Genomic DNA, 17,292 nt, shown 5'->3' on the forward strand with positions numbered 1-17,292 from the left:
CATGCATTTAACGTGTGTAATCGTCATGCGCATGATAGCAAAACATTCATTAGCTGATGATTATTATTGGCTGAATCCCGGCCATTCATCCCGATATGGATACGAGAACACCTGGTCACCAAATTTTATCTTTGCCCCTCTCGCCAACGCTTTCAATTCCCACCTCTCCGCGGTGATGACCTTCTTTGACAACTCTAACCGTATTTGCGGAATCCTTGCCCGCTCGGCCGGGGTTAGGCGTGCCGATGGTGCATCGTTCCAAGATTTTTTCCGATTCCGGACAATTTCTTGGCGATTAGTCTTCGGTGACTGTCCCCTTATCGCGTCTCTAAGCGTCTTGGCGACGTCCGCGTCATTCCAGCTAACATCCCCGCTCTCAATCAAATTCATCACCGCCGTGACATACTCCGGCGCTGTTACCTGCATATCTGGCTCAGGTTCTCGCTGAACCTCCCCACAGTTATTGACAGGACTCCGAGGCGCGCCAGAGGCGCTTTTTAAAGTCAAAGGATCAACATCAAGGTCAATGGCCTTGCGGACAATGCGCCATTCTGTTGTTCGGGTTTCGTGGATATGACCCGCGCCAAGGTGCGGTGCAAAGATGCCGACAACCTTTTGCACCTCTTCGTCATAAGCGTTCAGCTCATCGGCCACCTTGCGCGCAACTCGAACGGTCTGCACGTCGCGCGGGACATTTGCGCCCCCCTGTCCAGCCATATAGGCGGCAAAATTTCCAGCGCTGGCAGCCGCGCGTACAGCCTCGACACGCTCGTCAAAAGTTTCAGCAAGGCTGATGTGGCGGAGGCAGGCGGCCCGGCATTCACGATAAGCGCCCATGGTAGGGATTCCGATAGCCTTAAACTGAGGGATGCGCCATGTTGACGCCCATGAGGTCACCGCAGCAGCCATATCGCGTAACGGTTTACCGGTGTCGTGGTCAATCTGGCCGTCAAGCGCATAACCATCGATATTTTTAGCGATGTATTTAGCGATATACCCCGCCGCGCCGCCCTTATTCATGTGCTTGGCTTCAAATCGGTTCTTTGCTGCACCGCGCTCATCGCCGTCTTCTTTCAATGCATAGCGACGCATGATGTCGATGACGTCCTGACGTTGTTTACGCTCGCAGAACAGCATCATATGCCAGTGCGGCGTACCGTCATGGTGAGGTTCAACGACACGCATACCGTAAACGCTCAGGCCGTTGTCTTTAAACGCGGTGCGCATTTTGCTCCAGATGCGCACCAGATAACGTTGGCCGTCTTTCGGTGAAAAAGCCTCTGCATCCCAATTGTGGTTAAACTGGACTTTTTCAGCCCCTTCTTTGCCAACAACGCGCGTCGGGTGATATTTAGACGGGGTGGTGATAGTGATAAACATGCCGACATGCCTCTCGCTGGCAGCATACTGTTCTATCCCTGCGATGGTGCTCATCAGCTCCATGCGGCGGATTTCCGGGTTAGAAATGCTCGCCATGACCTTATCAATCAGGTCGAAACGTTCACCGGTGGCAACATTCTCCAGATCGCACCCTTTCAGATAATCCATATTGGCGAGCCGCCGGGCCTGCACATCCCTAATCGCCTGCTTGCTCGCGTATGGGTATTTCTTTAGGTTTACTTCACCGGCGGCAATCAGTAGCGCCTCACGCCAGCGTGTGCGCTGCGCTTTCAACTGACGTTCCCACCACTCCGCGTTAGCCAACCGTGACAAGCTGGCAACAGCCGAAGACGCGTCCAGCTTACCTTTGCAGTATTTTCTCCAGTGCATTGGCGTGATATTAAAGGCTCGCGCCATGCGGGCGATGCGCCCATAAAACACAGCCTGCACGCCGTTACTCAGCAGTAAAGAATTATCCCCGTCATTGGCGGCGAGAAACTCCTCACAATAGCGGTCATAATTTTGCAGCAACTGCCCAGCGATACGGTCAGCAAAACGCCGCAACTCCTTATCTTCCATGCCCGGCAGACGCGCATAATTATCCACCTCAGCCATAAAGCATGGCGAGGCGTTAAGGTTCATCGCATTTTTCTCATTAACAATTTCAATGCGCGGCCAGATGCGGCGCTCAAACTGGAGCACAAGCCACTTATTAGCAGCGTGCAGCCCCTGCTCTTTCAGCAAGAAAGAATGACGCCCAAGAAAGATACTGCTGAGAAAATGCGGTAAGGCGTGAATTTTACGCAAAACAGCTTGCCCCTGAGCGTATTGCTCACGGGTAAGCGGTCTTTCTTTCCCAATAGCGGATTTTGGTGCGTTCCATGAATGAACGCCGATGAAGGGCTCGCCGGAAGTTGCTGCAAATGGCGGTGGTGGTGAGGGGGCTATGCGCCCCCGGGCTGATACAGTCATTTATCCTCTTTGCTTATCGTGGAAAACGCCTCTTGGCACAGCTCGCCAATGCGGCCAATCTCAGCGGCCAAACCTGCGATACTGGTGACGGTTGAGTCACGGACGTAGTGATGCACCAACCCGGAAACCAACTGCGTGACCGTCGGGTAATAACCGACCGCGTCGAGCCACTCCTCGCCCGCCTTACCACCGGTTTTAACCAGCTTCTTTTTGTTCAAAATGAACTGATGGGCATCACTGGTGATAACCCAATCCTTACCGACAGGAATGCGCAGCATGATTACCCCCTGAAATGCTTGGTTTGTTGTTCGTGGATGGTCTGGCATGACACGCAACGGGTCACACCGGCAAAGGCTGCACGGCGTGCAGCGGGGATAGCTTGGTCACACTCTTCACAAATTGACGCTGACACCCCGCCCTTGATGCGCGCAGCATTAACTTGTGCGGCGAGAGTCTCCTGCTGGCGCTGCTGCACCAAGTCCATTAAATCCGGCATCGTTATTGCTCCGATTCACTGTTCAGTTGATTGAGTACCTGCTGAGCTAATTCTGCGATGCGATGCGACTCCTTCATCAGCTCGCTAATACTGGTAATGGTTTTAAGAAAAACGCCGCGCTTTACCGACAAATTAATAAGGTCAGCAACCAGCTTTAACTCATTCGAGTAAATAGCTCTGGTCGGGTAAAATTTTTCTTTTGTCTCTTTATCTATTTTTACTTCGGCTAAAATAAAATCGCCCTCATCCATTTTCACGATGGCGAATACGTTATTAATTTCCACATACTCCCGCTCAACCATGGTTCAACCCCTGCTTGTGCGCCCGGCCTTCGTGGTCAAACTTCTCCGACTCCTGACGCAACAGCTCGATGATTTCCACACATGAGAGATGATTAACCGCCGCATGAGTCGCCAAACGGTCAAGGTGGGAGGAGAAACTAACGGCTGCATCTGCCTTTGCTTCCGCACGAGCGTTGTTCAGCATGAAGTTACGCAAATCCGCATCAGCCTTATTTCGCATTTCTTGGCCAACGGTTTTATACATGTGCATAGAGAACTCCAGATAAAAGGATGCCTGACGCAATCAAGCGCCTTTAAATTTAAAGCGAGTTAATTAATGAAAATACGCTTCAGGTTTAACTGACGTTAATATGGTTGGTGCATATTCGAATAAATTAAACAGCTCACGCAGCGCCCTGAATAACTCCTCGCGCCATTTACAGGACTCATCATCAATACGCCAGTACGGCTGATTAAACTCGACCTCAGTTAGCCCGGCATGCAGGAATAAAGTGCGGCGTTGGCTTATTGTTAATCGGCCAATGAATCCAGATTTACTGATACCGTGCTTACGATAAGTAGCGAAAGCGCTCCGAAGTTCATCAATGGCGCACACAAGACGCTCGCGCTCGCTGTCATTCATTTCCTCTAATCGCATAACAGCATGCCGCTGTTTTAACTGCGCATGGAAACAGATGGTCAGGCGCTCGCGCTCCATCATCTGATTATAAAAATCGCAGGTGCTTCTCCAGCGAGGGGCGGCGAGGCGCTCCCCAACCAAAGCACGCAGCCCGGCGGGCTGGTTGCGAACAATACCGGCGGTGATAGCTGTCATTTTGAAAAACCCCGCATTGCTGATTTGATGGAGGAGATCCAGCGGTTGGCCGGGCGGGTACGGATGATGATGCCTTTCCGGCCCTTACCGTGGGTGATGGTGATATCAGTCTTGCGCACCGTCTGGTGGTTCCACAGCAGCGGAACAATGGAGATAGGTTGTTGCATGTTCTTACCCCTGTTTTACTGGAATCAAGACAATGGCTCACCGAGTCCTAACCATAGAAGCCACCCATCACGAATTTCTTTCGGACGACGCTCATAGGCTAATTTCATTCCCGCGTTCCACGCAGGAAGGTAAACCCAATGCTCTGCGCGCGCCGTTGGCGTCTCGGGATTACGCATCTCAATCGTTGGCAACTTGCCCTTATCGATCATTCCTTTTACAGCCTCCGGGGTTTTGCCGATGACTTTGGCAAATTCTTGATACGGCAATGCATCAGAAAGCCTTACTACTTGCTTTTCCATCTGGTACCCTCTCCGATTGTAGTAATCAGTTGCTTATAGGGACTTATAGTCGCCTACAGAGCCTTTATTGCTACCATAAACCATTTATTACTACGATTTGCAAATAATCACGCAAAGGGAGTCCCATGTCAATAGACATAGCAGAGAAGTTAAAGTTGATTAGAGAGTCAGAAAGGCTGAACAGGAAGGAATTCAGTGAGTTAACTGGCGTTCCATACAGTTCACTATCTAGTTATGAAACAAGGTCCAAAGGGATGGGATTAGACGCTGCGATGAAAATTTTAAGTCATCCTCGGTTCGAAAAATACACATTGTGGTTTATGAGTGATCGAATCTCCCCAGAATCCGGGCAAATAGCACCGGCACTCGCACACTTTGGGCAAGATGCAACAACCTCGCAGCACTCAGACCAAAAGATTGGTTAAGCATTCACCTAAGTTATTTATTTAACACTTTTGGGGTAAGGGCTTGCTACATACCTGAAAGTAAAATCTTCCTTGGAGGGCTTCGCGATGGCGATTAAGAAGCTCGAAGATGGTCGATATGAAGTGGACATTAGGCCGAACGGGCGCAACGGAAAGCGCATCCGTCGGAAATTTGATAGGAAACATGAAGCACAAGCTTTTGAGAAGTACATAACCGTCAGCTATCACGACAAAGAATGGCTCTCAAAACCTACGGATAAAAGGTCATTATCTGAGCTGGTTAAATTGTGGTGGAAGTACCATGGCAAGAACAATGACCACGGGCAGTCCTACCTAAGAAAACTGGAGCGCATTACGCGAATGATGGACAACCCTGCCGCATTTCAGATTGATAAATCTCGTATTACAGCTTATCGATCGGCGCGGCTAGCCGAAGGCATCAAAGCATCCAGCATTAATCGCGAAATGACCGCGATAAGCGGGATGTTTACCGACCTTGTCGACTCGGGGCTTTACTGTGGTGAGCATCCGATTCGTGGCAGCGGCAAGCTCAAAGAAGCCAATACGGAAATGACTTATCTTGACCGTGATGAGATAAGCGCATTGCTACTGGCGTTAGATGGTGATAACCGCCGGGTGGCCATTTTGTGTCTTAGTACTGGCGCACGTTGGGGTGAGGCCATGAAACTCAAAGCGGAGCATGTCATTCACAACCGCGTGACCTTTGTGCAAACGAAAAACGGTAAACGGCGCAGCGTCCCCATTTCTCAGGAGGTATCCGACGAGATCGTATCTCAAAAGTCTGGGCTATTGTTTCCTCAAGCCTCTTACAGCACTTTCAGAGATATCCTTAAGGCGACCAAGCCTAACCTACCCCATGGGCAAGCATCCCATTCGTTACGCCACACATTCGCAACTCATTTCATGATGAACGGGGGCAATATCATCACGCTCCAGCGGATACTTGGCCATGCTCGGATTGAACAGACAATGAGCTACGCTCACTTTGCACCTGATTTTCTACAGGATGCAATTTCCTATAATCCGCTAGGAGGAAAAATCCATGTTTAGCGTCCACATCGCGTCCACACATAGATAGTTTCCTGAGAGTTATAGTTGTCTGTAGTGCAACCTAACCATCTGTTTTGTATAGAGCGTGCTGATATTCAAGGCAAGAAAAAGGCCGCCGAAGCGGCCTTTCCATTAGCGGATAGGTTAACTGTAAGCGTTGAGCGTGCGCTGGCACAAAGCGGAACGCACGCAGTCCTGTTTTTCAAAGCGGATAACGCCGATCATCTCGTCCTCTTCGAAGCGCTCCAGGGCATCGCTGAGGCCGGATTTCACGCCGCGCGGCAAGTCGCACTGGGTCACGTCGCCGTTAACGATAACCGTCACGTTTTCTCCCAGGCGGGTCAGGAACATTTTCATTTGGCTGGCGGTCACGTTCTGGGCTTCATCCAGGATAACGACCGCATTTTCGAAGGTGCGCCCGCGCATATAAGCGAACGGCGCAATCTCTACCTTGCCGATTTCCGGGCGCAGGCAGTACTGCATAAAGGAAGATCCTAAACGACGTACCAGAATGTCATACACCGGGCGGAAATAAGGCGCGAACTTCTCGGAGATATCCCCCGGCAAGAAACCGAGGTCTTCATCCGCCTGCAAAACAGGACGGGTAACGATAATCCGATCCACCTCTTTATGAATCAGCGCCTCCGCCGCCTTGGCGGCGCTGATGAATGTTTTGCCACAGCCGGCTTCGCCGGTGGCGAAGATCAGCTGCTTATTCTCTATGGCTGATAAGTAATGACCCTGAGCTTCGGTTCTAGCCTCGATGGGTGAGCTATCGCGCTTGTCTCGCGCCATGCCGATAGACTCGACTCCCCCCATTTGCACCAGCGAGGTCACAGACTCTTCTTCCAGCTGGCGATGACTACGAGCGTCACGACGAATAACGCGTTTCGCTTCACGACGTGCTTTGATCACTGCTTTCTGTCTACCCATAGTGGCACCTTACAGTTTGTTTCACCTACCGCAACGGCCTGGCCGCGCGATTATGTTTCACACACGTATTAGGTTTTGGCCTCCTCCGAGCCAATAAGAGCCAAGGGACAAGGTGAATTGACGGCAACGCTTAAGCGCCGTGTCTTCACGGGACAACGCGGACTGCATCAATAAACGTGGAGTAAAAAGTGATGAGATTCGGTAGCGATAAGAGTGCAGAGTTGCCGGTAAAAGAGAGTCGGAGAGATAACCCTCGTTACAACGAGAAATCAGGGGAGATGTGTTATTTTTTCTTTCCAGCCCAACCAAGGACTTTACCATTAGCGATCCCCGCAGTGATATTTACAGCTTCAAGCTGTGCACCGTGTGAAAACTACCGCCAGATGATTACAGTATAATGACATTCAATCTCGTCGCGTTACTAAAATGTAAAAAAATTTAATATCTTTTGTTTTCAGTTAGCGCTAAAACACTATATCACGCTCTACACGTCATTCCAGAAAAATTTTTACCCCCAAAATATCAATGAATTGCAATTAAAAACCACAAATGACACTTTGGTTTCTCGATTAAATTTTGCGCAATCCAAAGCCGGTGAGCCGTGCAGATTTTTTTAATCCGCAGGCAAAGCATCGAATTGAACTTCGTCGCGCAATGTCCCGCGCAATAGGCAATACAAAGTAAAACGAGGCGGAAGATCGCGCCTCGTCATTGCGCACTCAGGCCTTGAGCAAGCCGCTGGCCAGATAGTCGCCGCCCTCTTTCACGCCCGGCAATACGAAGAAATACCCGCCGCCGATCGGCTTGATGTATTCCTCCAGCGCTTCGCCGTTGAGCCTTTTTTGCACCGTCAGGAATCCTTTTTCCAGATCGGCCTGGTAGCAGACGAACAGCAGCCCCATTTCCAGCTGCCCGGCATTCGAGACGCCAAGGGAATAGCTGTAGCCGCGCCGCAGCATCAGGTTGCTTTGGCTTTCCGGCGTGCGGGGGTTCGCCAACCGAATGTGCGCATCCATCGGTATCACCTTGCCGTCGGGATCGTTCGCGTAGTTCGGCTCGTCATGTTCATGCTTCATACCGAGCGGCGCGCCGCTGTGCTTTTCGCGGCCAAAGATGGTTTCCTGCTCCTGCAGCGGCGTGCGATCCCAAAACTCCACGCGGAAGCGAATAATGCGCGCCGCCTGGTAGCTGCCGCCCGCCGTCCACGCCGGCTCGCCGGCGCCGTCGCCAACCCACACCACCTTATCCATCAGCGGTGTGTCGTCGGTTTTCGGGTTGGCGGTGCCGTCTTTGAAGCCCAGCAGGTTAATCGGCGTTTCTTTGCCTTTGCTGCGCGCCGCATGCGCCGAGATGAACCCTTCCCGCTTCCAGCGCACGCTGAGCAGATCCGGCGAATGCTTGATGATATCGCGCAGCGCGTGGAGAGCGGTTTCATTGGTGTTGGCGCAGATCTGCAGCAGCAGGTCGCCGTGGCACAGCGCGGCGTCCAGCGCATCGTTGGGGAAGCGCGTCATCTTCTGCAACCGCAGCGGTTTTTGCGCCTGCAGGCCAAAGCGTTCGTCAAACAGCGATGCGCCGACCGAAACGGTGATGGTCAGGTTGTCCGGGTAAATCTCCGGCCCCATGATGCCCGAATCGAGCGGCGGCAGCTTGGCATCCACTTCCGGCGCCTTGCCGCCGTGGGTCAGGAACGCGATGCGATCGGTCAGCAGCCGGAACAGACGCTCCAGATCCGCTTTGCTGGTCGCCAGCACGTCGAACGCCACCAGCATCATCGCCGCCTGTTGCGGCGTCAGCACCCCAGCCTGATGGCGACCATAAAACGGCTGTTTCTGCCAACGCTCATCCTGCGGCGTCGCCAACGGCTCCGCCGCGTTGCCCGCCGCCTGCGCCAGGCGGCTGCCGCCCAGCGCCAGTGCGCCCAGCCCCAGCCCTTGCAGCAAACGGCGCCGCGAAGGCGAGGCCGCCCCCTGCGATTGCGGATGCGGCCCGTTGTTCAGGCCTGCCTTGTTGCTCATAATCCTATGCCTCAGTCCAGGCCCAACACGCCGCGCAGTTGAGAAAGGTCTTCCGCCAGCGTGGTGATCGGCCCTTTCAACGCGTTGCGATCGGCTTCGCTCAGCTTCTCGTAGGACTCATAGCCCTCTTTGGTTTTGTACTTCGCCAAAATGGTGTCCACGGTTTTGAAGTTGGCGTCAATCTTGTCCAGCAGCGGCTTGTTGGCCTTGACCAGCAGCGGACGCAGCAGGTTGACGATCTTCTGCGCGCCGTCGACGTTGGCCTGGAAATCCCACAGGTCGGTGCGGCTATAGCGGTCTTCTTCACCGCTGATCTTGCTCGCCGCCACTTCTTCGATCAGCCCGGCTGCGCCGCCCACCACCTTGCTCGGCGGGAAGGTCAGTTCACCCACGCGTTTTTGCAGCTCAACGGTGTCCTGATACAGCCGATCGGCGTATTTATCCATGTCTTTGGTCGAGTTGTCGGCAAACAGCGCCTTCTCCAGACGGTGGAAACCGGTGAAGTTAGGGTCCGCCGATTTCTTCTCGTAGTCGTCTTCACGGGCGTCGATGCTGCCGTCCAGATCGGAGAACAGCTCGGCGATCGGCTCGATGCGCTCATAGTGCTGACGGGTCGGCGCATACAGCTTGCGCGCTTGCTCCACGTTGCCGGCCTTCACCGCGTCGGTGAACAGCTTGGTCTGTTTCACCAGCCCGTCGACTTCTTTGGTGACGTAGACTTTGTATTCGGCGATCGGGCCAACCAGATCCAGCGCGCTCGGCTTGCCGTCGGTGGCGCCGTTGGCCGCCGCAGTGACGGTCAGTTTGCCTTTTGGATTGCTCAGCAGCCCGCAGGTCATGTCATATTCGCCCGCTTCCAGCGTGGCGGTCATTTTCTGGGTGAAGCCCGGCGCGATGTTCTCGCGCTCTTCCACCACCATCACCCCTTTCAGGATTTCCCATTCGACGTTTTTCTGGCTGGTGTTATGCACCACAAACTGCGTCTTGCCGGCCGGCACCGTCAGCTGCATCGGTTCGCACTGCTTGTCGTTGACCGTGACTTTGACCTGCGGCACGTCCGCCGCCAGCGCATCGATGCTCAGCGCAAACGCCGGGATAGCCAGTAATGCTGCGTGCAACGCCTTGCGGCGAAATAACGGAGTAGACATACGAGATTCCCTATTAAACATTAATGATTGATTTTACGTTGCGCCGGAGCCGCTGCCGGCTCCGCGCGCTGCGGCAGGAAAAAGAAAATCAGCGCCGGGATCAGATACAGGAAGTAGACCGCCACTTCGCTGACCGTCGGCGCTTCCTGATAACCGAGAATGCCTTCCAGCAGGGTGCCGAACAGCGAATGGGTCGACAGGGTGCTGCTGAAATCGAAGGCGATGTCCTGGAAGTGGTTCCACAGACCGGCCTCATGGAAGGCGCGGATCGCCCCCGCGGCCAGCCCGGCGGCGACGAACAGAATGAACAGGCTGGTCCATTTGAAGAATTTGGCCAGGTGCAGCTTCACCCCGCCCCAGTAAATCATCATGCCCAGCACGATGGCGGCCGCCAGGCCGAGCACCGCGCCGATCGGCGCCGCGGCGCCCACGTCTTGCTGGAAAGCCGCCAGCAGGAAGAACACCGACTCCAGCCCTTCGCGCGCCACGGCGAAGAACACCATCGCCACCAGCGCCCAACCCTGCCCTTTGCCGGCGCTGAGCGCCTGATCGATCGCCCCTTCCAGATGCACCTTGACCGACTTGGACACTTTGCGCATCCAGAACACCATATAGGTGAGGATCACCACCGCCACCACCGCGACGATGCCTTCGAACAGCTCCTGCTGCTTCTGCGGGAACTCGCCGGTGGTTTCATTGATGAAGATGCCGAGCGCCAGACACAGCGCCGCGGCGACAATCACGCCGACCCACACCGCGCCCAGCCATTGGCTGCGCTGCGTGCGTTTCAGGTAGCTGGCGATCAGGCTGACGATCAGCGCGGCCTCCAGCCCTTCACGGAACATGATAAGAAAGGGAACGAACATAAATAATCACCCCTGAAAAGACCGCGGCGGCAGAGAAAGCTGGCTCGACATGCGCTGCGCAACTCTGTAAAGAAACGTAAAATGCAACGAGAGTGATTATCATTCTGCCAAGAAGAAATACAAGAGGCGCCAGCGTGATTTTTTCTAATCAAATGTCACCAGGTGTTGGATGACGGCGATCGGCAGGCGAAAAAAAGGGCGCGTTACGCGCCCCTCGCTGACTGACATCGAACGGCGTTATACCGTTTTATACTCGGCTTCCGCCTGATCGAAACGCTCGGTCATGGTGGCGGAAGGCCGGCGGCCCATTAGGCTCACCACCACGATGGCGAGGCTGCCCAGGATGAAGCCCGGGATGATTTCATACAGGCCCAGCCATTCGTACTGTTTCCAGACGATCACCGTCACCGCGCCGACCAGCATGCCGGCCAGCGCGCCGTTGCGGGTCATGCGCGACCACAGCACCGAGATCAGCACGACCGGGCCGAAGGCGGCGCCGAAACCTGCCCAGGCGTAGCTCACCAGGCCCAGCACGCGGTTCTCCGGGTTGGCCGCCAGCGCGATGGCGATCAACGCCACCACCAGCACCATCACGCGGCCGACCCACACCAGCTCACGCTGGCTGGCGCCTTTGCGCAGGAACGCCTTATACAGGTCTTCGGTGATCGCGCTGGAGCACACCAGCAGCTGGCAGCTCAGCGTACTCATGACCGCCGCCAGGATCGCCGACAGCAGCACGCCCGCCACCCATGGGTTGAACAGCAGCATCGCCAGCTCGATGAACACGCGTTCGCCGTTCTGCGACACGTTGCCGGCTTGATCCGGGTTATTGGCGAAGTAAGCGATGCCGAAGAAACCGACGGCGATGGTGCCGGCGAGGCACAGGATCATCCAGGTCATGCTGATGCGGCGCGCGCTGCGGATGGTGCGGTGAGAATCCGCCGCCATGAAACGCGCCAGGATGTGCGGCTGGCCGAAGTAGCCCAGGCCCCAACCCAGCAGCGACAGGATGGCGACGAAGTTCAGCCCCTTCAGCATGTCGAGGTTCGCCGGGTTCTGCGCCTGGATCACCAGCATCGAGGTATCGATGCCGCCGACGGCGAAGATCACGATCACCGGCGTCAGGATCAGCGCGAAAATCATCAGGCTGGCCTGCACGGTGTCGGTCCAGCTCACCGCCAGGAAACCGCCGATAAAGGTATACAAGATGGTCGCTGCGGCGCCGGCCCACAGGGCGGTTTCGTAGCTCATGCCGAAGGTGCTTTCGAACAGGCGCGCGCCGGCCACGATGCCGGAGGCGCAGTAAATGGTGAAGAACACCAGGATGACGATGGCCGAGATCACCCGCAGCAGCTTGCTGTTGTCTTCAAAGCGGCTGGTGAAATAGTCCGGCAGCGTCAGGGCGTTGTTGTTGGCTTCGGTATGCACGCGCAGCCTTCCTGCCACCAGCTTCCAGTTCAGGTAAGCGCCGATGGTCAGGCCGATGGCGATCCAGCTTTCGGAGATGCCGGAGAGGAAGATGGCGCCCGGCAGGCCCATCAGCAGCCAGCCGCTCATGTCGGAAGCGCCGGCGGACAGCGCGGTCACCACGCTGCCCAAACTGCGGCCGCCGAGAATATAGTCATCAAAGTTGTTGGTTGCCCGGTAGGCAAGCAGGCCGATCAGCACCATCCCGAAAATGTACACCAGGAAGGTCACCAGCATAGGTGTGCTCATTGTCATTTAATTCTCCACTTTCATTATTATTCGCGTTTCGCTCCGGCCACGCCGGCGCCGGTAAACCCACGCGCAATGCATTTCACTGGCCGCCGCGCCGGAACGTGGCGCAGCCTGCGAGCGAGTGCAGGTAAAATAGTTTCTGCCCGTAATTGTTGACCGTCGGCTATCCTAGATGAGCCTTTCATCAACCAACAAGATATTTAACAACAAAGTTACACAAAGTTTACCCTGCGTCACATTTACCGGGCTCAAAGGTTGCACTCACGACAAGTAAAATGAGTTGCACCCGGTCATTACCCTTATATACCGCAAGGTAAAACGCCTGCGGCCGCATAAACCCCGCCGCGTTCGCTCAATAAGGCAACATTCATGCCAACTGCCGATGTTAAAAAATCGATGAAACTCACACTTCGTTCATCAGCCTGATTTAACAAGGTTGCACAAAGTTGCAACATGCAGGATATTGTCTGCATTCTTAACCCCACACATCTCACGAACCTATCCCAACAGGCTTTCCGGCCTGCCGTTTGTCTAGCCTGATGGGATAGGTTCTAAACACAGGAGTTGGATTGGCATGGGCACTACCACAATGGGCGTGAAACTCGACGAGGCAACACGCGACCGGATCAAGAGCGCCGCGCAGCGCATCGATCGCACGCCGCACTGGCTCATCAAGCAGGCCATCTTTAATTACCTCGAGCGTCTCGAGAGCGGTACCGATATTCCTGAAATTCCAGCGCTGGCCGCTGCGGGCCAGCCTGAAGCGGACGACATTATGCCGCAAGCGCAGGAAGAGTCACACCAGCCATTCCTCGATTTCGCCGAACAAATTCTGCCGCAGTCGGTCACCCGCGCCGCCATCACCGCCGCCTATCGTCGCCCGGAGACCGAAGCGGTGCCGATGTTGCTCGAACAGGCGCGATTACCCGCCGATCTTGCACAGGCCACTCACAAAATGGCCTATGGCATCGCCGAGAAGTTGCGTAACCAAAAAAGTGCAAACGGCCGCGCCGGCATGGTGCAAGGCCTGCTGCAAGAGTTCTCCCTCTCCTCGCAGGAAGGCGTGGCGCTGATGTGCCTGGCGGAAGCGCTGCTGCGCATTCCGGACAAACCGACCCGCGATGCCCTGATCCGCGACAAGATCAGCAACGGCAACTGGCACTCGCACCTCGGGCGCAGCCCGTCGCTGTTCGTCAACGCCGCTACCTGGGGCCTGCTGTTCACCGGCAAACTGGTGTCCACGCATAACGAAGCCAATCTGTCCCGTTCGCTGAACCGCATTATCGGCAAGAGCGGCGAACCGCTGATCCGCAAAGGCGTGGACATGGCGATGCGCCTGATGGGCGAACAGTTCGTGACCGGCGAAACCATCGCCGAAGCGCTGGCCAACGCGCGCAAGCTCGAAGATAAAGGCTTCCGCTACTCTTACGACATGCTGGGCGAAGCCGCCCTGACCGAGGCCGACGCCCAGGCTTACCTGGTTTCCTACCAGCAGGCGATCCACGCCATCGGCAAAGCCTCCAACGGCCGCGGCATCTATGAGGGCCCCGGCATCTCCATCAAGCTGTCCGCCCTGCACCCGCGCTACAGCCGCGCGCAGTACGAACGCGTCATGGAAGAGCTCTACCCGCGCCTGCTGTCGCTGACCCTGCAGGCACGCCAGTACGATATCGGCATCAACATCGACGCCGAAGAGGCCGACCGCCTGGAGATCTCGCTCGATCTGCTGGAGAAGCTGTGCTTCGAACCGCAGCTGGCCGGCTGGAACGGCATCGGCTTCGTGATTCAGGCCTACCAAAAACGCTGTCCGTTCGCCATCGATGCGGTGATCGACATGGCGCAACGCAGCCGCCGTCGCCTGATGATCCGTCTGGTGAAGGGCGCCTACTGGGACAGCGAAATCAAACGCGCCCAGATGGACGGCCTGGAAGGCTACCCGGTCTACACCCGCAAGGTCTATACCGACGTTTCCTACCTGGCCTGCGCCCGCAAGCTGCTGTCGGTGCCGAACCTGATTTATCCGCAGTTCGCCACCCACAACGCCCATACCCTGAGCGCCATCTATCACCTGGCCGGCAACAACTACTACCCTGGCCAGTATGAGTTCCAGTGCCTGCACGGCATGGGTGAACCGCTGTACGAACAGGTGGTGGGTAAAGTGGCCGACGGCAAACTGAACCGCCCTTGCCGCATCTATGCGCCGGTCGGCACCCATGAAACGCTGCTGGCTTACCTGGTGCGCCGCCTGCTGGAAAACGGCGCCAACACCTCGTTCGTCAACCGCATCGCCGACGCCACCCTGCCGCTCGACGAGCTGGTGGCCGATCCGGTCAGCGCCGTGGAAGCGCTGGCGGCCAGCGAAGGCCAGATTGGCCTGCCGCACCCGCGCATTCCGCTGCCGCGCGAGCTGTACGGCGAGAAGCGCACCAACTCCAGCGGCCTGGATCTGTCCAACGAACAGCGTCTGGCTTCGCTCTCCAGCGCCCTGCTCACCAGCGCCAGCCATCCGTGGCGCGCGGAGCCTATCATCGACGCCGAATTGGATCAGGGCGTGGAACAGCCGGTGATCAACCCGGCCGAGCCGGGCGATGTGGTCGGCTACGTGCGTGAAGCCACCGAAGGCGAAGTCAGCCGCGCGCTCGACGCCGCCGCGGCCGCCGGCCCAATCTGGTTCGCTACGCCGCCGACGGAGCGCGCCGCGATCCTCGAACGCGCCGCCGAGCTGATGGAAAGCCAGCTGCAAAGCCTGCTGGGCATTCTGGTGCGCGAAGCCGGTAAAACCTTCAACAACGCCATCGCCGAAGTGCGTGAAGCGGTCGATTTCCTGCACTACTACGCCGGCCAGGTACGCGACGATTTCGCCAACGACAGCCACCGTCCGCTGGGCCCGGTGGTCTGCATCAGCCCCTGGAACTTCCCGCTGGCGATCTTCACCGGCCAAATCGCCGCCGCGCTGGCGGCCGGCAACAGCGTGCTGGCCAAACCGGCCGAGCAAACGCCGCTGGTGGCCGCGCAGGCGGTGCGTATTCTGCTGGAAGCCGGCATTCCGCAAGGCGTGCTGCAGCTGCTGCCAGGCCAGGGTGAAACCGTCGGCTCAACGCTGGTCAACGACGCCCGCGTACGCGGCGTGATGTTTACCGGCTCCACCGACGTCGCCGGTATTCTGCAGCGCAGCATCGCCGGTCGTCTGGATCCGCAGGGCCGCCCGACGCCGCTGATCGCCGAAACCGGCGGCCTGAATGCCATGATCGTCGACTCTTCCGCCCTGACCGAGCAGGTGGTGACCGACGTGGTGGCCTCCGCCTTCGACAGCGCCGGCCAGCGCTGCTCCGCGCTGCGTATCCTGTGCATTCAGGAAGACGTGGCCGAGCACACGCTGCAAATGCTGCGCGGCGCGATGGCCGAATGCCGCATGGGCAATCCGGAGCGCCTGTCCACCGACGTGGGCCCAGTGATCGACGCCGACGCCAAAACCGGCATCGAACGCCACATTCAGGCGATGCGCGCCAAAGGCCGCAAGGTATACCAGGCCGCCAAAGGCAGCGCGCAGGATGAGAAAGAGTGGGCGCGCGGCACCTTCATCAAGCCGACGCTGATCGAACTCGACAGCTTCGACGAACTGCAAAAAGAGATCTTCGGCCCGGTGCTGCACGTGGTGCGCTTCCAGCGCAACAATCTGGACGCGCTGGTCGATCAGATCAACGCCGCCGGTTATGGCCTGACGCTGGGCATTCACACCCGTATCGATGAAACCATCGCCCGGGTGACCGAACGCGCCAAGGTCGGCAACCTGTACGTCAACCGTAACATGGTTGGCGCGGTGGTCGGGGTGCAGCCGTTCGGCGGCGAAGGTCTGTCGGGCACCGGCCCGAAAGCCGGCGGCCCGCTGTACCTGTACCGTCTGCTGGCCAACCGCCCGGACGACGCGCTGCAACGTACGCTGCACCGTCAGGACGAAGAGCGCCCGATGGAAGCCACCGCGCGGCCGCAGCTGCTGGGCGCGCTGCAATCGCTGGAGAAATGGGCGGTCACCAGCCAACAAGGCGAACTGGCGGCACTGGCGCAGCGCTATGCGGAACTGGGCCAGGGCGGCACCGTACGCCCGCTGCCGGGCCCGACCGGCGAGCGCAATACCTATGCCCTGCTGCCGCGTGAACGCGTGCTGTGCCTGGCGGATAACGAAGCCGACGCGCTGATCCAGTTGGCCGCCGTGCTGGCGGTCGGCAGCAGCGCGCTGTGGCCGGAAGCGGAACTGCAGCGCAATCTGTTCCGCCGCCTGCCGAACGATGTGCAGGCGCGCATCGCCTTCAGCAAAGACTGGCAGCAGGACAAGGTCGAGTTCGACGCCGCCATCTACCACGGCGATGCCGACCAGTTGCGCACCCTGTGCGAGCAGATCGCGCAGCGCGGCGGCGCCATCGTCTCGGTGCAAGGCTTCGCCCACGGTGAAACCAACATCCTGTTAGAGCGCCTGCTGATCGAACGTTCGTTGAGCGTCAACACCGCCGCCGCCGGCGGTAACGCCAGCCTGATGACCATCGGTTAACGCATCTCAAGGCGGCCATACATTGCCGCCTGATTGGCTCACCGCTACGCAAACCCTGCACTCGTGCAGGGTTTTTTATTGCCCGCAGCCCGGCCAGACGTTAGCGTCTTGTTATCCTTGCATGAGGATGTGTCG

Annotated in this window: 16 protein-coding genes; 3 read left to right on the forward strand and 13 right to left on the reverse strand. The window is 57.0% G+C overall.

Annotation, left to right across the window (positions count from 1 at the left end; translation table 11 throughout):
* Positions 1–63: 63 nt before the first annotated feature.
* The 8 genes from ACJ8HH_RS10255 to ACJ8HH_RS10290 all read right to left on the reverse strand — a co-directional run bounded on the left by ACJ8HH_RS10255 (position 64) and on the right by ACJ8HH_RS10290 (position 4,431).
* Positions 64–2,352, reverse strand: coding sequence for a replication endonuclease (locus ACJ8HH_RS10255; protein ID WP_048321718.1), 2,289 nt, complete (start codon positions 2,350–2,352; stop codon positions 64–66).
* Positions 2,349–2,633 (reverse strand): DUF5405 family protein, encoded by a 285-nt coding sequence (locus tag ACJ8HH_RS10260; protein ID WP_162619289.1) that lies wholly within the window; start codon positions 2,631–2,633, stop codon positions 2,349–2,351. Before ACJ8HH_RS10260 ends, ACJ8HH_RS10255 begins: the two co-directional genes overlap by 4 nt.
* Entirely contained in the window at positions 2,633–2,848 is a 216-nt protein-coding gene (locus ACJ8HH_RS10265) for a TraR/DksA C4-type zinc finger protein (protein ID WP_021504068.1), read from the reverse strand. The genes ACJ8HH_RS10260 and ACJ8HH_RS10265 overlap by 1 nt, the downstream gene beginning before the upstream one ends.
* 2 nt (positions 2,849–2,850) lie before the next feature.
* Positions 2,851–3,150, reverse strand: a complete 300-nt coding sequence (locus ACJ8HH_RS10270) for a DUF5405 family protein (protein ID WP_048321721.1) — start codon at positions 3,148–3,150, stop codon at positions 2,851–2,853.
* Positions 3,143–3,400, reverse strand: coding sequence for a DUF2732 family protein (locus ACJ8HH_RS10275; protein ID WP_033652239.1), 258 nt, complete (start codon positions 3,398–3,400; stop codon positions 3,143–3,145). The genes ACJ8HH_RS10270 and ACJ8HH_RS10275 overlap by 8 nt, the downstream gene beginning before the upstream one ends.
* A 63-nt stretch (positions 3,401–3,463) precedes the next feature.
* Positions 3,464–3,964, reverse strand: coding sequence for a hypothetical protein (locus ACJ8HH_RS10280; RefSeq protein ID WP_037421654.1), 501 nt, complete (start codon positions 3,962–3,964; stop codon positions 3,464–3,466).
* Entirely contained in the window at positions 3,961–4,131 is a 171-nt protein-coding gene (locus tag ACJ8HH_RS10285) for a hypothetical protein (protein WP_169318542.1), read from the reverse strand. Before ACJ8HH_RS10285 ends, ACJ8HH_RS10280 begins: the two co-directional genes overlap by 4 nt.
* A gap of 24 nt (positions 4,132–4,155) precedes the next feature.
* Positions 4,156–4,431, reverse strand: a complete 276-nt coding sequence (locus ACJ8HH_RS10290; protein ID WP_048321722.1) for a Cox family DNA-binding protein — start codon at positions 4,429–4,431, stop codon at positions 4,156–4,158.
* Between the two features lie 125 nt (positions 4,432–4,556).
* Here ACJ8HH_RS10290 and ACJ8HH_RS10295 point away from each other — a divergent pair, with 125 nt between their 5' ends.
* A complete protein-coding gene (locus ACJ8HH_RS10295) occupies positions 4,557–4,856 on the forward strand; it encodes a helix-turn-helix domain-containing protein (RefSeq protein ID WP_072071899.1) in 300 nt (99 codons plus the stop codon).
* An 87-nt stretch (positions 4,857–4,943) separates the two neighbouring features.
* Positions 4,944–5,927, forward strand: coding sequence for a phage integrase (locus tag ACJ8HH_RS10300; RefSeq protein WP_048321723.1), 984 nt, complete (start codon positions 4,944–4,946; stop codon positions 5,925–5,927).
* A 144-nt stretch (positions 5,928–6,071) separates the two neighbouring features.
* Here the strand turns inward: ACJ8HH_RS10300 and phoH are convergent, their stop codons facing one another.
* The 5 genes from phoH to putP all read right to left on the reverse strand — a co-directional run bounded on the left by phoH (position 6,072) and on the right by putP (position 12,614).
* On the reverse strand, positions 6,072–6,860 hold the full coding sequence (gene phoH / locus ACJ8HH_RS10305) for a phosphate starvation-inducible protein PhoH (RefSeq protein ID WP_015378226.1): 789 nt from the start codon (positions 6,858–6,860) through the stop codon (positions 6,072–6,074).
* 719 nt (positions 6,861–7,579) lie between these two features.
* Positions 7,580–8,878 carry an iron uptake transporter deferrochelatase/peroxidase subunit gene (efeB, locus tag ACJ8HH_RS10310; RefSeq protein ID WP_049212390.1) on the reverse strand — a complete coding sequence of 433 codons (1,299 nt, stop codon included), beginning with the start codon at positions 8,876–8,878 and terminating at the stop codon, positions 7,580–7,582.
* A gap of 11 nt (positions 8,879–8,889) precedes the next feature.
* On the reverse strand, positions 8,890–10,026 hold the full coding sequence (gene efeO / locus ACJ8HH_RS10315; protein WP_033647749.1) for an iron uptake system protein EfeO: 1,137 nt from the start codon (positions 10,024–10,026) through the stop codon (positions 8,890–8,892).
* A gap of 20 nt (positions 10,027–10,046) precedes the next feature.
* Entirely contained in the window at positions 10,047–10,892 is an 846-nt protein-coding gene (efeU, locus tag ACJ8HH_RS10320; RefSeq protein ID WP_033647751.1) for an iron uptake transporter permease EfeU, read from the reverse strand.
* Between the two features lie 237 nt (positions 10,893–11,129).
* The gene (gene putP, locus ACJ8HH_RS10325; RefSeq protein WP_039565551.1) at positions 11,130–12,614 is read right to left on the reverse strand and encodes a sodium/proline symporter PutP; all 1,485 of its coding nucleotides are present in this window, start codon (positions 12,612–12,614) and stop codon (positions 11,130–11,132) included.
* A 571-nt stretch (positions 12,615–13,185) separates the two neighbouring features.
* On the opposite strand from putP, the gene putA reads away from it, so the two are divergent.
* Entirely contained in the window at positions 13,186–17,157 is a 3,972-nt protein-coding gene (putA, locus tag ACJ8HH_RS10330; RefSeq protein WP_060418943.1) for a trifunctional transcriptional regulator/proline dehydrogenase/L-glutamate gamma-semialdehyde dehydrogenase, read from the forward strand.
* Positions 17,158–17,292: the final 135 nt, after the last annotated feature.

Source organism: Serratia sp. CY32780, assembly GCF_052169135.1.
GTDB classification, from domain to species: Bacteria; Pseudomonadota; Gammaproteobacteria; order Enterobacterales; family Enterobacteriaceae; genus Serratia; species Serratia sarumanii.

Coding starts and splice junctions, on each gene's coding strand:
- ACJ8HH_RS10280 (WP_037421654.1), bottom strand. CDS start 3,964: ATGACAGCTATCACCGCCGGTATTGTTCGCAACCAGCCCGCCGGGCTG.
- putP (WP_039565551.1), bottom strand. CDS start 12,614: ATGACAATGAGCACACCTATGCTGGTGACCTTCCTGGTGTACATTTTC.
- phoH (WP_015378226.1), bottom strand. CDS start 6,860: ATGGGTAGACAGAAAGCAGTGATCAAAGCACGTCGTGAAGCGAAACGC.
- ACJ8HH_RS10275 (WP_033652239.1), bottom strand. CDS start 3,400: ATGCACATGTATAAAACCGTTGGCCAAGAAATGCGAAATAAGGCTGAT.
- ACJ8HH_RS10295 (WP_072071899.1), top strand. CDS start 4,557: ATGTCAATAGACATAGCAGAGAAGTTAAAGTTGATTAGAGAGTCAGAA.
- ACJ8HH_RS10300 (WP_048321723.1), top strand. CDS start 4,944: ATGGCGATTAAGAAGCTCGAAGATGGTCGATATGAAGTGGACATTAGG.
- efeU (WP_033647751.1), bottom strand. CDS start 10,892: ATGTTCGTTCCCTTTCTTATCATGTTCCGTGAAGGGCTGGAGGCCGCG.
- ACJ8HH_RS10290 (WP_048321722.1), bottom strand. CDS start 4,431: ATGGAAAAGCAAGTAGTAAGGCTTTCTGATGCATTGCCGTATCAAGAA.
- efeB (WP_049212390.1), bottom strand. CDS start 8,878: ATGAGCAACAAGGCAGGCCTGAACAACGGGCCGCATCCGCAATCGCAG.
- efeO (WP_033647749.1), bottom strand. CDS start 10,026: ATGTCTACTCCGTTATTTCGCCGCAAGGCGTTGCACGCAGCATTACTG.
- ACJ8HH_RS10285 (WP_169318542.1), bottom strand. CDS start 4,131: ATGCAACAACCTATCTCCATTGTTCCGCTGCTGTGGAACCACCAGACG.
- ACJ8HH_RS10270 (WP_048321721.1), bottom strand. CDS start 3,150: ATGGTTGAGCGGGAGTATGTGGAAATTAATAACGTATTCGCCATCGTG.
- ACJ8HH_RS10265 (WP_021504068.1), bottom strand. CDS start 2,848: ATGCCGGATTTAATGGACTTGGTGCAGCAGCGCCAGCAGGAGACTCTC.
- ACJ8HH_RS10255 (WP_048321718.1), bottom strand. CDS start 2,352: ATGACTGTATCAGCCCGGGGGCGCATAGCCCCCTCACCACCACCGCCA.
- putA (WP_060418943.1), top strand. CDS start 13,186: ATGGGCACTACCACAATGGGCGTGAAACTCGACGAGGCAACACGCGAC.